We start from the raw sequence: 17,301 nt of genomic DNA on the forward strand, positions 1-17,301 counted from the left end.
GGCAACCTGACCATCTGTGAGGGGGATGTCCCCACCGAAGCACAGCTATTCGCCCAGCTAGGGGGAACGCCCAATCTTGGCGGGACATGGAGCCCAGCGCTCGTGGGAGCAGGGATCTATACCTATACCGTGGCGGCGACAGCGCCATGCGACACCGATGCGACGGCAACCGTCATCGTGACTGAACAGCAACGGCCAGACGCGGGCACTGATGGCAACCTGACCATCTGTGAGGGGGATGTCCCCACCGAAGCACAGCTATTCGCCCAGCTAGGGGGAACGCCCGATCTTGGCGGGACATGGAGCCCAGCGCTCGTGGGAGCAGGGATCTATACCTATACCGTGGCGGCGACAGCGCCATGCGCCAACGACGCGACAGCACAGGTCACCGTGACCGAAGGAGATTTAGTAGCCTCCGTGGAACCTGTTTATTCATGTGATGCCAATCAGCCAACAAACAGCANCCAACGACGCGACAGCACAGGTCACCGTGACCGAAGGAGATTTAGTAGCCTCCGTGGAACCTGTTTATTCATGTGATGCCAATCAGCCAACAAACAGCATTCTGGTCACTTTGTTTGACCCATCCATGAATGATGATGTGATGTATGCCCTGGATTCTATGAACCCGAATGACTTTGTGTTGAGTCCAAATTTCAATAACATAAGTCCTGGTGACCATAGCCTATTTATCATTCACAACAATGGTTGTCTGTCTGAATATCCATTTTCCATTGATGGAATTGAGCCTTTAGAGCTTGCTCTTTCCAACGATTTTGTGAACGGGATAACCGCAAATGTGACTGGTGGGTCCGCTCCTTATACCTATTATTTTGACAATGGGAACGGAACATCTTCCAACACCTATACCATCAATCGAAATGGCACTTTCATGGTGACGGTAATGGATGCCATTGGTTGTGAAATCACAGAAAGTATCACCATGAACTTTGTGGATATTTCCATACCGGATTTCTTCACCCCTGACAACAATGATGGACAAAACGATTTTTGGGGACCAAGGAATACTGAGGCCTTCCCAAATATCCAGACATACATCTTTGATAGGTATGGCAGGAAAATCCAGATTCTAGGGCAATCCGATGTTTGGAACGGTTACTATGAATCCAAGCCCCTGCCTTCAGGCGACTACTGGTACATTGTGAAATTAAATGATGGTTCTGGACGTGAGTTTGTTGGACACTTCACCCTGTACCGATAAAAAAATAGATGATACATGAAGAAAGCTATTGTACTTATGATGTGGATGAATATGTGCCTGATGAATGCACAGGAACTGACCATTCCGCAGTTGTCCCAATACTTATCCGACAACCCTTTTCTGATGTCCCCTACCTATGCCGGTATCGGGAACTACGTAAAGGTCAGGATGAACGGATTAACACAGTGGGTGGGTGTCAAGGATGCTCCTGATACCCAGTCCCTGTCCGCAGATGTCAGGTTGGGAAACCGATCGGGAATCGGCATGGTTCTTTACAATGATGCCAACGGGGAAACCAAACAGCGTGGGGGGAAGGTTTCCTTTGCCCATCACTTAACCTTTGACAAGTATGAGGAAAGTTTCTTCTCTTTCGCGCTATCCTTTAATCTCAATCAAATCAGACTTGATATTGAAAACTTTGACCCAGAAGCAGAAAGTGATCAAGGGATCATAAACGATAGGGCTTCCAGCAATCCCAATTTTGATCTTGGCACTTTATATAGGAGAGGTGGGTTTTACCTAAGCCTGAATGTTGCGAACATTCTAAACAAGGATTTTAGAAAGTTCAACCCTATTTATGAACCCAATACCTTACGAAATTACTATGTGTATTCGGGATACAGCTTCAGAAAGAACAGAAGGGACGATTTTGAAATAGAGCCTTCCGTTTTCTACCAATATTTTGAAAATGACGGCAGATCTGTGACAGATGTGAGCACCAAGTTCAAATGGTTCGATTTTCAGGATTATTACTACGCCGGTTTTACCTATAGGTTCCTGAATGATCAACTAGGTTCCCCTCTGTATGTGGCCCCAATTATGGGACTCAAAAAAGGCGACTTCTACTTTGGATATTCCTATCAGGTGATCATGAACGAAATATTGGGGTATTCCAAAGGAACCCATGTGTTCACCCTAGGGATAGATCTATTCCAAGGTATTTCAAATTGTACATGCACTTATTAAAAAAGAGAAACTATGAAAACAAATCCCAAATCATTGCACCTGATCAACCTATCTCTGATATTTCTATTATTACTGTCCTCCTGTAGCGAAGATGGTATAAATCCTCCTTCGGTTTTGGAAGATGGTGAAGCAGTAATCTCACCGACAATATCGGACACCATTGTACATGTTATGGTGGGTAACGACCGTATTCCCATCTATTTGTCGATTCCGAAGGATTGCGACCAAAAAAATCATGCTGCTGTAGTGGTGATGCACGGTTCCGACGGCATGTGGGCAAACCACGATCCAAGCAAAGGGACAATGTCCGGACAGTTCAATGAATGGCGCCAATTTTTCGACGAAAATTGTATGGTAGGTGCCTTTGTCGATAGTTATTCCGGTCGGGGTGTTTCCACCAGGACAGGAAAATGGACCACGGCCCCTGACAATTTCAAGATAAGTTCCCAGTTTGTACGCCCACGTGATGCCAATGTAGCATTGGCATTGCTCCAAAACCTTAGATATAGTGACGGAAGTTCGGTAGTCAGCCCAAACGATATTGGCCTACTCGGATTTTCCGATGGGGCAACTGCAGTCGCATCCACTTTATATGATACGGATGCCACGCCAGAGGGTTGGGAATGGACACAGACTTTCAATGGTAAGGAATATGATGAATCCTTGGGAGTATTGGCCCCGGAGCCAAGACCGGATGCTGGATTTGCAGCAGGCGTGTTCTATTATGGAGGTTCAGGGGGTTATGATTATTGGGGGTCGGCCATATGCGGACCAAATGCCATGCAAGGTAACATATATAGGCCCTATGCCCCTATCCTGTACCAAATTCCCGAAGTGGACGAGCTGACCGAAAATACCTTGTGCATGTTCAATGTCCTTGAACAGAAAGGCGATCCTGTCGAATTGAACTTCTATGAAGGGGCCGAGCATGGGTTCGATTTTGATGACAATGCACAAAGTGCCTTGGCGAGAGAGCGAACCATAGCCTGGTTCAAAGAAAAATTGCACATGGAATAATAGTATCATCCGGAACATGTTTTCCGAACATATAGTAAGCCCAAGTTTGACTTGGAACAAATATACCCTGTGAACCATACCTCATCCCAAAAGAAACTTGGGAGCAACAGGAAACCAATTATCATCCTCAAACAAAGATTGAACCAAAAAACCCGGAAACGGGCCCAAATCAGAACACCTAAATAAATGTAATCGACGATGAAAGGAAATTTTCTTGAAAAATGGATTTTGGATCTTGTCAAATCTGAATATGAATACGGAAAGATCCCCAAACAGGCCACCTATAAGCTTAGGGAAAGGATGGATGACTTCATAGAGGTGACCATAGAGTGGATGGACCCTGAGAACAACAGTCACAAGATTGTTTACCACGCAAGATCTTATGGCAAAATGAAAGCGGACGAAAGCCTTGAAATTGTGAAGGATCCCATTTTTGAGCTCGAAAACTACTATACGCTGGAAATCCATACCTATATCAACCATATCAAAAGAAATTATAGCACTAGGAAAATTGCAAACTATGATGTAATGGCGGTGATAGGACAATTGGAAAACGTGAATTCAGGAAAAAAGACAAAGACCTAAATGCGCCTTTTCCAATCTAGATGAGCCGGTTTTTGGACATTTAATCCCAAAACACACCCATAACCTAGGTCGAAAATGTGTGACTATGCTGGATTTCCATGAAAAACACTACAAAATGAGACTCAAACCATGCCTTTCACCGATGAAAATTTGCACTTGGTCGTTCATTTTTCATCCGTCAATTGAGAGCCTACATCCGTCAATTGGGCAAATATGGCATCATTTTAATTTGTTATTTAGTTGTACTAGCCACTACTTAACCTGACAGTTGTGGTTAATCCGACACTTGAAAAGAACCTTTAAGCTCATTGTGATCGATGAGCTTTTCTTTTGCTAAAAGTATGGAATCCTCGAAAGTCTGCAAAGGGGTCTTTCCGTAGCAGTGTTTTCCAGTATGTGTCCTTTCGGTATTGTACCATCCGATCCATTGGTCAAGGTCGTCCTGAAGCTCTTCGATGGATCTGTACACCTTCTTTCTGAATGCGACAAAGAAAAACTCGTTCTGCATGGTCTTGTGGAAACGTTCACAGATACCGTTGGTCTGCGGGCTCTTTGCCTTGGTCCTGGTATGGTCGATGTCCTCAATGGTCAGGTAAAGCTGATATTCGTGGTGCTCCCGTTTTCCACAGTACTCGGTTCCCCTGTCGGTCAATATGCGCAGCAAGGGAAGCCCTTTCTGCTGAAAAAAGGGGATTACCCTGTCATTGAGCAAATCGGCGGCCGTAATAGCGTTCTTTCGGTCGTAGAGCTTTACAAATGCCACTTTACAATAGGTATCGATAAAGGTCTGTGCATAGATACGGCCAATACCTTTGACGGAACCAACGTAATAGGTGTCCTGTGCGCCCAGATAACCCGGGTGGTGGGTCTCTATCTCGCCATGGGCCTGTTTTTCCTCCTTTGCACGTTCCAAGGCCTGTAACTGGGCCTCGGTCAAAACAAAACCGTCCTGTGCGGATTTGGCCTCCAAGGCCTTCAACCGCTTTTTAAAGGTCTCCAGGTCATGGCGCAACCAAACACTCCGTACGCCACCGGGAGATATGAACGTTCCCCGCTTCTTCAGTTCATTGGAAACACGTAACTGTCCATAGGCGGGGAGTTCGGTGGCCATAGCCACAACGGCCTTCTCGATTTCTTCGCCGATACGGTTCTTTAGAATCGGCTTCTTTCTCGAAATTTCCTGAAGGGCCAACTCTCCTCCCTGTTCATAAAGTTCTTTGAACCTGTAGAAACTATCCCGGCTATATCCCATCACCTTACAGGCTTGGGATACATTGCCCAACTGCTTGGCAAGTTCAAGCAGTCCCAACTTTGGTTTGATGATCTTTTCTTCTGTACTCATCTGACAAATCTAATTTATGGGTTAAACTAAGTTATTAAGATTGTCAGATTAAGTCTTAACTATTACAATTTAGTCCATATTTCAAAGTTCCCAAATTTTAATCTAAACAAAATCGATCATGCTCTCTTTGACCATTTTATGGACCCTTATCTGTGCCACTATCATCATTGGCTACCCCATTTATCTCTTCAACAAGTCCTCTTCAATAATGGATAGTGACATGGACCCTAAACATACCATGCCATCCAATAGTGTGGAGTTATTGTCTTTTGATATTCGTGAGCAGCTCCCAGGCTGGTCTTTCACTTTGGATGTTCCACAAATTACGGAAGAAGTGCTGTATAACAATCCTATTTTGTTCTACTTGGAATCGGAGAACAGTTGTCTGAAACTACCCTTGAACAATTCCCAATTGGGATACAGGGCAAGTGTCTACAAAAATGTGGGCAAGGTCTATGTCACATTCAAGTCCCTTAATGATGGTGTTTCGAACTTCTATGTGCCCGCTTGGCATTTGAGCAAACTCAAGATCCTCATCATAAAATCCAAGGACAAAAGAATATATGGGGACTGGACCGAAAAAACCAATGCATCACCAATTCACAAGGGCCTATCCAAAGCGGGAATAAACATCTATGACTATGAGGACATGTTAGGGTACTTCAGCAATATTGCGACCATAGATTTCAAAGGGCATTTTATAGCCAAGAGGAAGATCAAAAGACCAAGAAAAGTTCGCCAGAAAGCCTTATCCCCCGTATCCAGTCATGGCCATGAGCTCCGTTCCGTTGGATAAAACACATCTGTCTATAGTGTTCATGTTAGTCAAAGTGGGATCAATCCCATGTGGAAATCCCACTTTCCATTTTAATTTTTTGAGCTTTAAAACATCATCCGTGAACCCAGAAGGGCCATCCATAAACCCAAACCCCAGTTACGTCAAATGGGCCCTTAAATATTCATTGAACCAAAGTAGATTTATCCTGGAAAAAAAGAAAAAGGGATTGGACTGCACACGGGCAATAGGTCCACTTCTTCAGTTCTGGCAATGAAGATTGTGCAGTCCCATAGTTTTTCAAAACAGTTTCTGAATTGGATCATGAATCCAAGTTATTGATAGGACACTCACCATAAGTAATTCCTGGAAAGCTGAGAGCTAGTATGGGGTTATGCTGCACACAGTTGTATAATGGGACGAACATGGTGAGTTATTTTAATGTATAAAGACATTCACTTTGAACAGCTTCAAAGTGCAAAAAACTGAATTTATGATAACCCCGTCCCACTGGCTCCGTTTTATCAAAAAACATTATAGGCCAAATAAATTAATAAACTTCCCCCTCAAAAAAATTTGTACTTTAATCCATCGAGGAACCAACCTTCTTCTTGAAGGGGATTTTATGGATTACCATTGGAATTGTGTGGATTGTCATGAACAAAGATTAAAATGTTAATCTATGTCCCTGAAAACAAGTCTACTGAAAATTATATCATTTCCTTTGGGAAGCATCGCAGGTTTTCTAGATGAGCGACAAAACAAAGAATTGTTGACTTAAATTGACGACTCCATGAACTATCCTTGTTCTAGTTCAATGCCCTTTAGAAAAATTCCTTTGCTCAAGGATAAAGAGCCCCACTATGGAACAAATATAAGAAATAATCCTATTCTTTCGAGTTTAATAGGAAAAATCCTTTTATAATTTCTTTCAATGGTCAACAGTGCAATCATATCCTTACTTAAAAACAAACACTGTAGCCCATGTACTGGAAGATTGGCCGTAAAATATATACCACAACGCCTTGCCAGAAAAGAAAAAAGAAAAAAGCCTATTGCAGTCCTAACCTGCTGTCTGATATTTTTCATGGGCACAACGCCCTTACTGTCCCAGAACATGGAAATGGACAGGAAGACCAAGAAAATACCTCATTCCATACTAAAGGTAAACAACCATGATCTGGAAATAGATGGAATACTGAACGGTGACCATCAATTCAGCACCGATGAATCATGGAGGTTCAACGATGTAAATGCCACGTATTGGGTGAAACTGGATTTCACACATGAACTCGACACATTGGGCACTGAGAATTCCTGGCGTTTGCGCACCCTTAATTTTAGCATGGCCATTCTCTACTATCAAAAAGATGGCCACATCGAGCATAAACCATTTGGCCATTTCAACAAAATGGAGAAAAACAAATCCCTTGTCCATCTTCAGGGTGTAAGCTTTAAAAAGGAATACCTGTTCGAACAAAAATATCTATTCATCAAAGTACAGGTCATTGAGCCTTATGGTCGGGCGCCAAGGTTTGAGTATCTCTCGGAAAGGGCCAACCGATTCTATACCGATTATTATACGACCCATGACCTCGATAGGGTCATAATGGAGCACGTATATTTAGGTGCCTGCCTCATCTTCTTCATCACCTTTTTTATTATCTTTTACTATACAAAAAAAGCTGAATTTTTATTCTATGCGCTGTACATATTCTTTTCGGCCTTTTTTTTGGTTCGATTGTTCTTTCATGGATATCAAACCTATATCAGTTCTATGTTTGGGTATTGCAGTGTTGTTATCTCCCAAATCCTCATCAACTTCTTTTATGTCCTTTTTGCCATGTATTACCTGAACACCAAAAAAAAATATCCAAGGCTTCATGTGGCCATGCAGATAATTGTTGTTGCCCTTATCCTATTGATTTTACTGCTCAGTTATTCCTATTTTTCGGGTGAGTACACCATAAGTAATGTCACATTGGATCTGCAAAGGTTGTTGATGACCCTTTTCGGCATCCTTTCCATGGGTTATCTTTTGCTGAAGGCAAAGAACAAACTGGCCATTTTCATAGTCACCGGTTCCTTTATCTACATGGCCGGCGCGTTACTGTATATGTTCACCCTTTCCAAATATTATATGATCATCGGTTCCACACTGGAAATCATCATTTTTTCTTTAGGCCTAGCCTATAAGATCAAACAGGAATATGAGTCCAAGCTAGTGCTCCAACAAGAGGTTTCGATGAAGGAGACCAATGCGCTCCGGGCCCAAATGAACCCACATTTCATCTTCAATTCCTTGAACTCCATACAGCATCTCATACTCCAGGACGATATGGTGTCCGCACTGAAATATCTTTCAAAATTTGGCAAGATTGCCCGGAACGTACTGGAAAGTTCCCATGAGGTATTGGTGACGCTCACCGAGGAAATAGAGCTGCTTCGCTCCTATCTGGAACTGGAATCCCTGCGGTTCGACAACAGTTTTGAATACACCATCCATTTGGACAAGGAACTGGATACGGACCAAGTGGAAATTCCCTTGATGCTGATCCAACCCCTAGTGGAGAATGCCATAATCCATGGGCTTTCGAGCAAAAAAGAGGGAAACAGGACCCTTTCACTTCGCTTTGAAAAGAAAGATGACCTCTGTGTCATCAAAATTGAGGACAATGGCATTGGAAGGCAAGCCTCCAAGGCCGCTAAGACCCTCAGAAAATCCAGGGGCATGCAGATTACCGAAAAAAGATTGAATATGCGCCATAGCCAAAATGGAAAAAAGAACACTATGGAAATCATTGACAAATATGATTCGGGAAACCACCCATCCGGAACCAAAATCATCATCAAAATAGTCTATAACCCCTAAAAATAACCCAATGGTCCTAAAAGCAGTAATAATCGAAGATGAAAAGCACAGCAGGGAAACCTTGAAATCCATGCTCGAAGAATTTTGCAAAGATGTAAAAGTCATCGCCATGGCCGGTTCCGTAGAAGAAGGTGTCAAGGTGTTGTCCGTTTATAGCCCTGATGTCGTTTTTCTCGATATTGAACTAAAATCCGGCGTAGGTTTTGACGTTCTCAACCAAATCAAGGACCCAGACTTTGAGGTCATTTTCACAACCGCCTTTGAACAGTATGCCATCAAGGCCATAAAATTCAGTTCACTGGACTACCTCTTAAAGCCCATAGACCTTGACGAACTGCAAGACGCCGTAAAAAAGGCAAGGACCCGCAGGGACACCAACATATACAGGGAACAATTGGATACTCTGATGCAGAACATTTCGAGAGGGGACGTAAGACCGGAGAAAATCTGCTTGGCGACCACCACTGGGATGGAATTCATTGCCATTGAAGATGTGGTTGCCTGTAAAGCGGACGGTTCCTACACTTGCTTTATTCTAAAGGATGGTAGCAGCTACATGGTGAGCAAACATTTGAAGGAGTACGAAAACTTGCTCGCCGAACACCAGTTCATGAGGGTACACAATAGTTATGTCGTCAATTTAAAAGAGGTGAAAAAATATGTCAAGGCAGATGGGGGGTACCTCATCATGACCAACGATCTGGAAGTGAACATTTCGTCCCGTAAAAAAGATGAGCTTTTCGAGGCCATGAAACGATTATAAAAACGGGCACTTACTCCTTTTTGTCGATCAACCCCTTGGTGAACTCATTGAGGGCCTCCACTTTTTCCTCAAAACTACCCTTTAAGGTCTTTCGGTATTCGTTGAGGTTCTTCACCAAATCATCGATATCCTCCGGAAGCACGTCCTCAAAAAACTGGCGGAGCCTTTTGGCCGTTGTGGGCGATTTACCATTGGTGGATATGGCCACCTTCACATTGCCCTTGGTCACGATTCCGCCCATATAAAAATCACAGAAGGGTGGATTGTCCGCCACATTCACCAAAATGCTCCTTTCCCTACAATCGTGATATACCTGTTCGTTCACTTCTGGTTTGTCCGTACAGGCAATGACCATGTGCTTTCCTTCCAAAAATTGCTTGTGGTAGGCCTCTTGGACTATTTCCACATGGTGCTTTTGGGCCAATTCCACAGTTTCGGGCAGAAATTCCAATGCTACCATCTGTACTCGGGCATTGGGACTGGACTTGAGCAAAAAGGTCAGCTTTTCCAGACCCACATTTCCCCCACCCACAATAAGCACGTCCAATTGGGAAACCTTCAAAAAAATTGGGTACAGTTCATTTCTTTCCATAACACCTTTTCAATCTTTCTGTATTGACACCATAAAGATAATGACTATTCCGGATGGGCCTTACCCTAAAATGTGGGTCGTTGGAGTTGCTTTTGGGGCGATTTGAACTCATACCTAAGGAATATTTCATGTGAGCCCCCGGTATAGCTTGCCAAATTGGAAGAAGTGAGGTCATAGGCATAGCCTGCGCTTAGGTTGGGATTGATCTGCATTCCCAACAAGGTAGAAAATGAATCGTCCCACCTGTAGGCGAGTCCCACGGTAAAAGTCTCTTTGATCAGGGCACTGGCCGATATATCGGCGATCATAGGCGCACCGGGTACCCATTTGACGAAAAAAGCAGGTTTGAGCACCACATCTGCTGTGATGTCCATGAAAGTCCCCCCTATCCAATAATAGTGAAGGCGTTCTGCCGCAATTTCCTGCTCTTCCCCATCGTAATGTTTTTGAGAAAAGAAATTGGGCACGGCAAAGCCCAGATACCCCTTTTTGGTATGGTAATAAAACCCCGCACCAATGGTAGGGAAGAATTTGCTCTTCAGATTGTCCTGAAAGGCCATATCAGGATTTTCCGTGAGTCCTTTGGAAAAATCAACATCAAAGATCCTCCCACCTAACTTCAACCCAAAGGACAATTGTCTGTTGGTGCTGTCCAACTGTATGGTATAGGACACGTTCCCGTCCACAAATATTTCTGAAGAAGGGCCCAAAGCGTCATGGGCCAGCACACCTCCCACCCCGATCTTGTTCTCCAAAGGGGAATCCACCGCCAAGACCTGTGTATTGGGGGCCCCATTGATGCCCACCCATTGGGAACGGTGCATCAAAAGTGCCGTGAGATGTCCCTGCGAACCTGCATAAGCGGGGTTAACGCTCATCGTATTGTACATGTATTGCGTGAACTGCGGATCTTGTTGGGCCGAAACGAAGATGGTTCCCAAAAGTGCCAAACTGCACAGACACCTCAATACTGTTATCCTATTTTTTTTCCTTCCCATTCCCATCCTATCTGTTTATGTAAAGCCAATCGGTTCGTGGTTGCGACCCATCCCCCAAATCAAGAAGGTAGTAATATGTGCCCACGGGCAGTCGGTCTTCTTTTTGGATAATGGCCCGCCCGTTGGGGGTCCCGTCCCAATCATTTTTGTAGGACCGCGTCTCAAACACAATATTTCCCCATCGGTTGTACACTTGGAGTACATTGTTGGGGTATTGGGAGATACAATCGATCGTGAAAAAATCGTTCACCCCGTCCCCATTGGGAGAAAATTCATTGTACACTACCAAACAGCTCGGTGTCACAAAAGCTTCTGCCCTATCGTTGGAACCATCACTATCAAATTGGTCCACATAGGACAATAGTGCCTGGTTCACATGATCATTTGTGTCCAGCACCTCAACGGTCAATTCCAAAGTGGCCGATTCCAGTACCTGGAGCGTTTCAATTTCCCAAAATCCTGAAGATGCTTCAAAAGTCCCCAATGAGGTTTCCGCACTTACAAACCTATATCCCGAAGGCAATTGTTCCTCAATACCGATGTTAGATGCCAATCCGGGACCCAAATTGGTGATGGTGATGGTAAACACGACCTCATCCCCCATGTTCGGAAATGGATGGTCCACTTCTTTTGAAATGGCAATGTCCGTGGTCTGTGGCACCACAAAGGCACTTGCCTCATCATCGTCTTCCAGACCGTCCAAAAGGTCATCTTCGTCAATGCCCTGAAGAGGATCGCTGTCCGGGTCGGCCAAGAGACTGCCCGATATATAGGTGATGTTCAGATATTCGTCAGCCAAGGCAGTTGGGGCATTCACTCGGGCAAGGAGTTCCAAACTTTCGGTATTTTGGTCAAAAATGGTCCTGTTCACCCTCCAAACACCCGTTCCGGCAGTATAGACCCCTGCCGTGGAACTATGGGACTGGTAGGTGTAACCACTGGGCAGCAGGTTGGTAACCTCAACCCCAAGGGCATCGGAAGGACCACTATTGGCAACATTGACCACAAACCGCACCACATCCCCCACGTTGGGCGCGGGATTGTCCACGGTCATGGTCAAGGAAAGGTCGGCCAAGGCCCCTGGAACTGGCAATACGGCATCTTGATCGTCCTCAGACCCTAAATTGTTGTTCGGCGTGGAGTCCGGGTCATAGGTATCCAGGGCAATCAGTTCGGCCGTGTTCCTGTAATTCCCTTCGGGAAGGACCGCTACCGTGATCTGCAATGTCTGCGAACTTCCACTGGACAGGTCGGGTAAGTCCCACGAACCGGATGCCTCATCATAGATCCCGGCAGTTGTTTGGGCCGAAATAAACCGATATCCTGTTTGTAATTCATCTTCTATCACCAAACCCGTGGCATCATTGGGTCCTGCATTGTTCACCTCAACAGTAAACACAATGGTATCCCCCACATCTGGGTTCATATGGTCCACGGTATTTGAAATGGAAATATCCGTCACATGCCTCGGCACGGTGGCAAGTTCTGTCTGATCGTCCTCCGATGGCTCATGATTCCCCGGCGTGGAATCCGGATCATGGAACCTGGAGGTGACCACTTCAGTTTTAAAATGGTAGTCGCCCGTCGGATCCACTTCGGCAACCATCTGAAATTCCATGCTGGTGTCCGCTTCAATGTTCCCTATATTCCACAGACCGTTGACAGGGTTATACAATCCACTTGCGCCATCGGACACATAGGTATAGCCGGAGGGCAAAAGGGCCTCTACAATGACCCCAAGGGCCTCACTAGGGCCTTCATTGGTCAATCTGATAGTAAAGGTGACCTGCGAACCCACATCAGGGAACCCATTGTCCACCATTAGTTCCAACATCAGATCGGCTGCTGGGACTGGGGTCGTGCCCGCACTGTCCAGGTCGTTCTCAAAGACATTATTGTTGTTCGGTGTTGAATTGGGGTCATAGTTGTTGGAAGCAATCACTTCGGCCACATTGAAATGTTCCCCGGTAGCATTGACTGTGGCCACAATGTTCAAGGTTTCCGTGTTCTGGTTTACCAAGGTGCCATTCAATGCCCAAATCCCTGAAATGGGATCGTACACTCCCGCAGTCCTGCTATTGGACACGTAGGTATATCCCGTTGGCAAAATATCCATGATTTCCACCCCGGTCACATCACTGGGTCCAAAATTGGTCACACTGATGTTGAATATGACCTCTTGGCCCACATAAGGGCTCAACACATTCACAGATTTGCGCAAAAGAAGGTCGGATACGGGTTGAGGTACCGGTTCCACGGTTTGCTGGTCGTCCTCCGCACTGTTGTTGTTACCTGGGGTCGAATCCACATCATCCTCCGTCACCTGTGTCACTTCCGCCGTATTGATATAGCTTCCCGCAGGGAGCACTTCCACAGTAATATCCAAAGTTTCCACAGTGCCATTGTCCAAATTTCCCACCGACCATGACCCACTTGTCTCCTCATAAGTTCCGGTGGATGGCACTGCACTTATGAACGAGTAGCCAGAGGCCAAAAGATCCGTGACTACCACATTGGTGGCATCACTGGGACCATCGTTCCATACCGTGATGGTAAAAACAATCTCCTCCCCAACGTCTGGAATAAGATTATCGACCGTTTTGGTCAAGGCAACATCCACAACTGGGGTGGGTATGATGGTAACTTCATCTTGGTCATCCTCGCTTGGAACCCCATTGTTGGGGCTCGAGTCCAAATCGATTTGGTCATGCGCCGTGATCTCGGCAATATTGGTAAAATCTCCCGAAGGGTTTACCGTGGCCAGAATGTTCAAACTTTCCGAAACCCCACTGGCCAACGTGCCCACATTCCAAATCCCATTGGCATCGTTGTAATCCCCGCCCCCATTATCGGAGACATAGGTATATCCTGAAGGCAGCAGATCGGTCACCTCAACCGAAGTGGCCTCACTGGGCCCTGCATTGCTCACTGTAAGGGTAAACATGACATTATCGCTCACCAAAGGTGGCGATTTGTTGATTTCTTTGGTCAAGGACAGGTCTATGACATCCACCGGGACCAATTCTACCTCAACTCGGTCGTCCTCGGTGCCGTTATTGTTTCCCGGGGTCGAATCCATATCAAAAGCATCCGAAGCTATGACCTCTGCGGTATTGGTATAATCTCCCGAAGGGTTCACCCGAACGGTGAGGACCAAGATCTCCGTACCCCCATTGGCGATTGCGCCCACTTGCCATAAGCCGGTTGACGCATTGTACGAACCCGATGTTGCGGCATAGGAAACAAAGCTGAAACCGGATGGCAAACTATCTTCCACATCCACATTGGTGGCAACGTGCGGTCCATTATTGGCAACGGACACTTCGAAACTGATCTGTTCGCCCACATTGGGGGTGAGGTTGTTTCCAACAACCGATTTGGTCAAGGAAAGGTCTGCCTGTAGCGGGGCCACGGTCAAAGCAGCCTCGTCGTCTTCGCTCTGGTCCCCATCGTCGTTGTTGGGGGAACTGTCCAGATCAAATTGGTCGCTTGAAACCACCTCGGCGATATGGGTGTATTCTCCTGAACTCCCTGTTGGCGACAATACGGTGGCATTGAAGCTTAAAACAACCGTGTTACTGCCCAATGGGACATTAAGTCCGGACCAGGTCACATTTCGGGTCAAAAAACTGAAGGTGCCCCCATTGTTGATCCCACTTACACTCCCATATCCTTCCGGGACCAAATTTTCAAGGGAGACCCCTGTGGCATCGATATCCCCAAAATTGCTAAGATTGATGGTGAACGTGACCACATCACCGATATCGGGCATGGTATCACTGGCTGACAAAATCACTTCCAGATCCACTCCTACAATGGAAATCCCTACGGTATCCGAAGCCGTATCACAACTCACATCCGATACGGTCCATTGAAAGAAATAGGTTCCTGGGACAGCTCCCAACACTTCTGTCTGTGGGTTGGAAACGTCATCAAAAGTGACCAATGTTGGGCCGGATAGCTGTGTCCACATACCGGTTCCCACTACGGGGGTATCGGCATCCAAAAAGATAGGGGCCATTTGGGCAATAATCTGGTCCGCTCCTGCATTTACCACACATTGTTGTGAATGCCCCATCTGTATGGAAACGAACAGCAGAAGAAAAGACAATAGAAAATGGCTTGGTTTTTTTCGAGGTTGGGGTCTGTTCATAGTTGGGTCGATGAGGCTGCCCTTGCAAAGCAAGACCACCCAAACATATCAACTACAAAGCAAAAAAAGGAAGTTATGTTGTATTGCATCCATCATTTGTTGTGAAACATGGGATAAATGATGAAACCCATACCTCTTCACGAAATCTAACAAAACACGCCCTACAACTCAAGAATTTGAATCAAAAAATTGATGTTCAGTCCTTTAATTTTGTCCGTTCTATGTGCAATCCGGACAGGTGCCCGATAGTAGGCAGTTTACATCCTTTACCCTGTACCCTTCGGGGATTGAAAAATGTACCGATTCCCCCAAACATTCTATGGTATCGCAGGTGGTGCATCTGAAATGAAAATGATGGTTCGGTATCTTTTCGCCCTTGCAGTCCATACATACCGCAAAATACTGTTTGCCATCCTCGGCCACCACCTTGTGCACAATCCCATCATCACAAAATTGGTTCAGCACCCGATAGATGGTGGCCCTGTTGGCATCCACCTCGATTTCTTGCTCAATGGCATCGTGGCTCATGGCTTTCTGCCTCTGGGACAACAGCTTCAGGACAGCTTCTTTGGCTGGGGTTTTTCTTCGTTTCATAAAATATTAATGCGACTTTGTTGCAATAATAAAAATTATTTCTAATTTTGGCAACTCCATCCCAAAATAAAACCACTTATGGAAAAAGACAGGATTTTTGATGTGATCATAATCGGAGGCAGTTATGCAGGATTATCAGCTGCCATGTCCTTGGGACGATCGTTGAAGCAGACCTTGGTCATTGACAGTGGTAATCCCTGCAATCAAAAAACACCCCATTCCCATAATTTTTTGACCCAGGATGGGAATACGCCCAGCGAAATCACATCATTGGCAAAACACCAAGTGGAGCAATATGCATCAGTGCATTTTTTTGAAGGTTTTGCTTCCGAAGGGATTCAAAAAGGCAATCAATTTGAGCTCAGAACCCAATCGGGGGACTCATTTTTTGGGAAAAAATTGATCTTTGCCTCTGGCATCAAGGATATAATGCCCAACATCAAAGGATTTTCCGAGTGTTGGGGCAAAACCGTAATTCACTGCCCCTATTGCCATGGATATGAGTTCAAAAGCAAGAAAACCGGAATCTTTGCGCCGGCGGATCGGGCATTTCATTTGGCCTCTTTGGTGAACAACCTCACCCATGACCTGACCATCCTAACGTCTGGGCCTGCTTCTTTTTCCCTGGAACAATCCCATACGTTGAAAAAGCACAATATCATTGTTGATGAAAGGGAGATTGGTGAAATCGAACATCAAAATGGACAAATGCAAAAGGTGGTATTCCAAAATGGTGAAAAACTCAATTTGGATGCGCTTTATGCCGCCGTTCCCTTTGAACAGCATTCACAGATCCCGATGGAACTCGGCTGTGAACTTAATGAACAAGGGTACATCAAAACAGACATGTTCCAGCGGACCACAGTGGAGGGTATTTATGCCTGTGGCGACAACTCCAACCCCATGCGGTCAGTGGCCAATGCGGTACATTCTGGCAATTTTACAGGGGCTGTGGTAAACAAGGAACTGACCGAAGCTTCCTTTTAAGGAAATTATGTGCGGCCAAAATTCGAGATATGGCAAAAGTCCAACACAACTAACGGATTGCTGGTACCAAATGCGGTTTTTTTAATATGTTTGTAGTCTTATGAAGGCATATCGTCTCAAAAATAGCATTTCCTTTATCTTTCTTGCCCTTTTTCTGGCAACGAAACTTATTGGGCTTCATGTGCTTACCCACCATGACGATTCCGATTATGTGGACCATTGCGCCATCTGCCACAACATTGCCGCAGACAGCCATACTCCAGCCGTGCTTAGCGACCCTGGAGAACCTTTGTCCCCAACCATTGAATTTGTCCTTCATCATAAAGTAGAAGCTGGGTACGATTTTCAAATTTCTTGCAACACTGATCCCAGCCTTCTTTTCTCTAGACCTCCCCCTTCTGTCTAACCCATCCCTTTTTTCTTTGTTCGCTGTTT

14 protein-coding genes are annotated in these 17,301 nt (G+C 45.4%); 9 read left to right on the top strand and 5 right to left on the bottom strand.

All coding sequences use genetic code 11. The features are described from left to right. Nucleotides 1-943: 943 nt before the first annotated feature. The 4 genes from FOT42_RS18510 to FOT42_RS05110 all read left to right on the top strand — a co-directional run bounded on the left by FOT42_RS18510 (nt 944) and on the right by FOT42_RS05110 (nt 3,790). The gene (locus FOT42_RS18510) at nt 944-1,222 is read left to right on the top strand and encodes a T9SS type B sorting domain-containing protein (protein WP_470295078.1); all 279 of its coding nucleotides are present in this window, start codon (nt 944-946) and stop codon (nt 1,220-1,222) included. 15 nt (nt 1,223-1,237) lie between these two features. Then, complete coding sequence (locus FOT42_RS05100; protein WP_151889502.1) at nt 1,238-2,188, top strand: PorP/SprF family type IX secretion system membrane protein; 951 nt, start codon at nt 1,238-1,240, stop codon at nt 2,186-2,188. A 12-nt stretch (nt 2,189-2,200) separates the two neighbouring features. Beyond that, entirely contained in the window at nt 2,201-3,205 is a 1,005-nt protein-coding gene (locus tag FOT42_RS05105; RefSeq protein WP_151889503.1) for a dienelactone hydrolase family protein, read from the top strand. Between the two features lie 198 nt (nt 3,206-3,403). Next, nucleotides 3,404-3,790 carry a hypothetical protein gene (locus tag FOT42_RS05110; protein ID WP_151889504.1) on the top strand — a complete coding sequence of 129 codons (387 nt, stop codon included), beginning with the start codon at nt 3,404-3,406 and terminating at the stop codon, nt 3,788-3,790. Nucleotides 3,791-4,064: 274 nt separating this feature from the next. Here the strand turns inward: FOT42_RS05110 and FOT42_RS05115 are convergent, their stop codons facing one another. After that, nucleotides 4,065-5,132 (bottom strand): IS481 family transposase, encoded by a 1,068-nt coding sequence (locus FOT42_RS05115; RefSeq protein ID WP_151889505.1) that lies wholly within the window; start codon nt 5,130-5,132, stop codon nt 4,065-4,067. A 118-nt stretch (nt 5,133-5,250) separates the two neighbouring features. Between FOT42_RS05115 and FOT42_RS05120 the strand changes: the two genes are divergently transcribed. From FOT42_RS05120 to FOT42_RS05130, 3 genes are all read left to right on the top strand, one after another. Then, nucleotides 5,251-5,928 carry a hypothetical protein gene (locus FOT42_RS05120; protein ID WP_151889506.1) on the top strand — a complete coding sequence of 226 codons (678 nt, stop codon included), beginning with the start codon at nt 5,251-5,253 and terminating at the stop codon, nt 5,926-5,928. Between the two features lie 1,066 nt (nt 5,929-6,994). Further along, nucleotides 6,995-8,779: a sensor histidine kinase gene (locus tag FOT42_RS05125; protein WP_192938324.1), complete on the top strand. Its 1,785-nt coding sequence runs from the start codon at nt 6,995-6,997 to the stop codon at nt 8,777-8,779. Nucleotides 8,780-8,789: 10 nt separating this feature from the next. Then, nucleotides 8,790-9,542: a LytR/AlgR family response regulator transcription factor gene (locus FOT42_RS05130; RefSeq protein WP_151889508.1), complete on the top strand. Its 753-nt coding sequence runs from the start codon at nt 8,790-8,792 to the stop codon at nt 9,540-9,542. Between the two features lie 10 nt (nt 9,543-9,552). On the opposite strand, the gene FOT42_RS05135 is transcribed toward FOT42_RS05130, so the two are convergent. The 4 genes from FOT42_RS05135 to FOT42_RS05150 form a co-directional block, all read right to left on the bottom strand. Further along, complete coding sequence (locus FOT42_RS05135) at nt 9,553-10,134, bottom strand: precorrin-2 dehydrogenase/sirohydrochlorin ferrochelatase family protein (RefSeq protein WP_151889509.1); 582 nt, start codon at nt 10,132-10,134, stop codon at nt 9,553-9,555. A 65-nt stretch (nt 10,135-10,199) separates the two neighbouring features. Further along, complete coding sequence (locus tag FOT42_RS05140; RefSeq protein WP_151889510.1) at nt 10,200-11,132, bottom strand: PorP/SprF family type IX secretion system membrane protein; 933 nt, start codon at nt 11,130-11,132, stop codon at nt 10,200-10,202. A 7-nt stretch (nt 11,133-11,139) separates the two neighbouring features. After that, entirely contained in the window at nt 11,140-15,243 is a 4,104-nt protein-coding gene (locus tag FOT42_RS05145) for a T9SS type B sorting domain-containing protein (protein WP_192938325.1), read from the bottom strand. A gap of 261 nt (nt 15,244-15,504) precedes the next feature. Beyond that, on the bottom strand, nt 15,505-15,879 hold the full coding sequence (locus FOT42_RS05150; RefSeq protein WP_151889512.1) for a Fur family transcriptional regulator: 375 nt from the start codon (nt 15,877-15,879) through the stop codon (nt 15,505-15,507). Between the two features lie 78 nt (nt 15,880-15,957). Between FOT42_RS05150 and FOT42_RS05155 the strand changes: the two genes are divergently transcribed. Both FOT42_RS05155 and FOT42_RS05160 read left to right on the top strand, forming a co-directional pair. Further along, complete coding sequence (locus FOT42_RS05155) at nt 15,958-16,866, top strand: NAD(P)/FAD-dependent oxidoreductase (RefSeq protein ID WP_151889513.1); 909 nt, start codon at nt 15,958-15,960, stop codon at nt 16,864-16,866. A 100-nt stretch (nt 16,867-16,966) separates the two neighbouring features. Then, nucleotides 16,967-17,272: a hypothetical protein gene (locus FOT42_RS05160; RefSeq protein WP_151889514.1), complete on the top strand. Its 306-nt coding sequence runs from the start codon at nt 16,967-16,969 to the stop codon at nt 17,270-17,272. The last annotated feature ends 29 nt before the right edge of the window (nt 17,273-17,301 follow it).

Origin of the sequence: Flagellimonas hadalis, assembly GCF_007785775.2 — a bacterium.
In the GTDB taxonomy this organism is placed as follows: domain Bacteria; phylum Bacteroidota; class Bacteroidia; order Flavobacteriales; family Flavobacteriaceae; genus Flagellimonas; species Flagellimonas hadalis.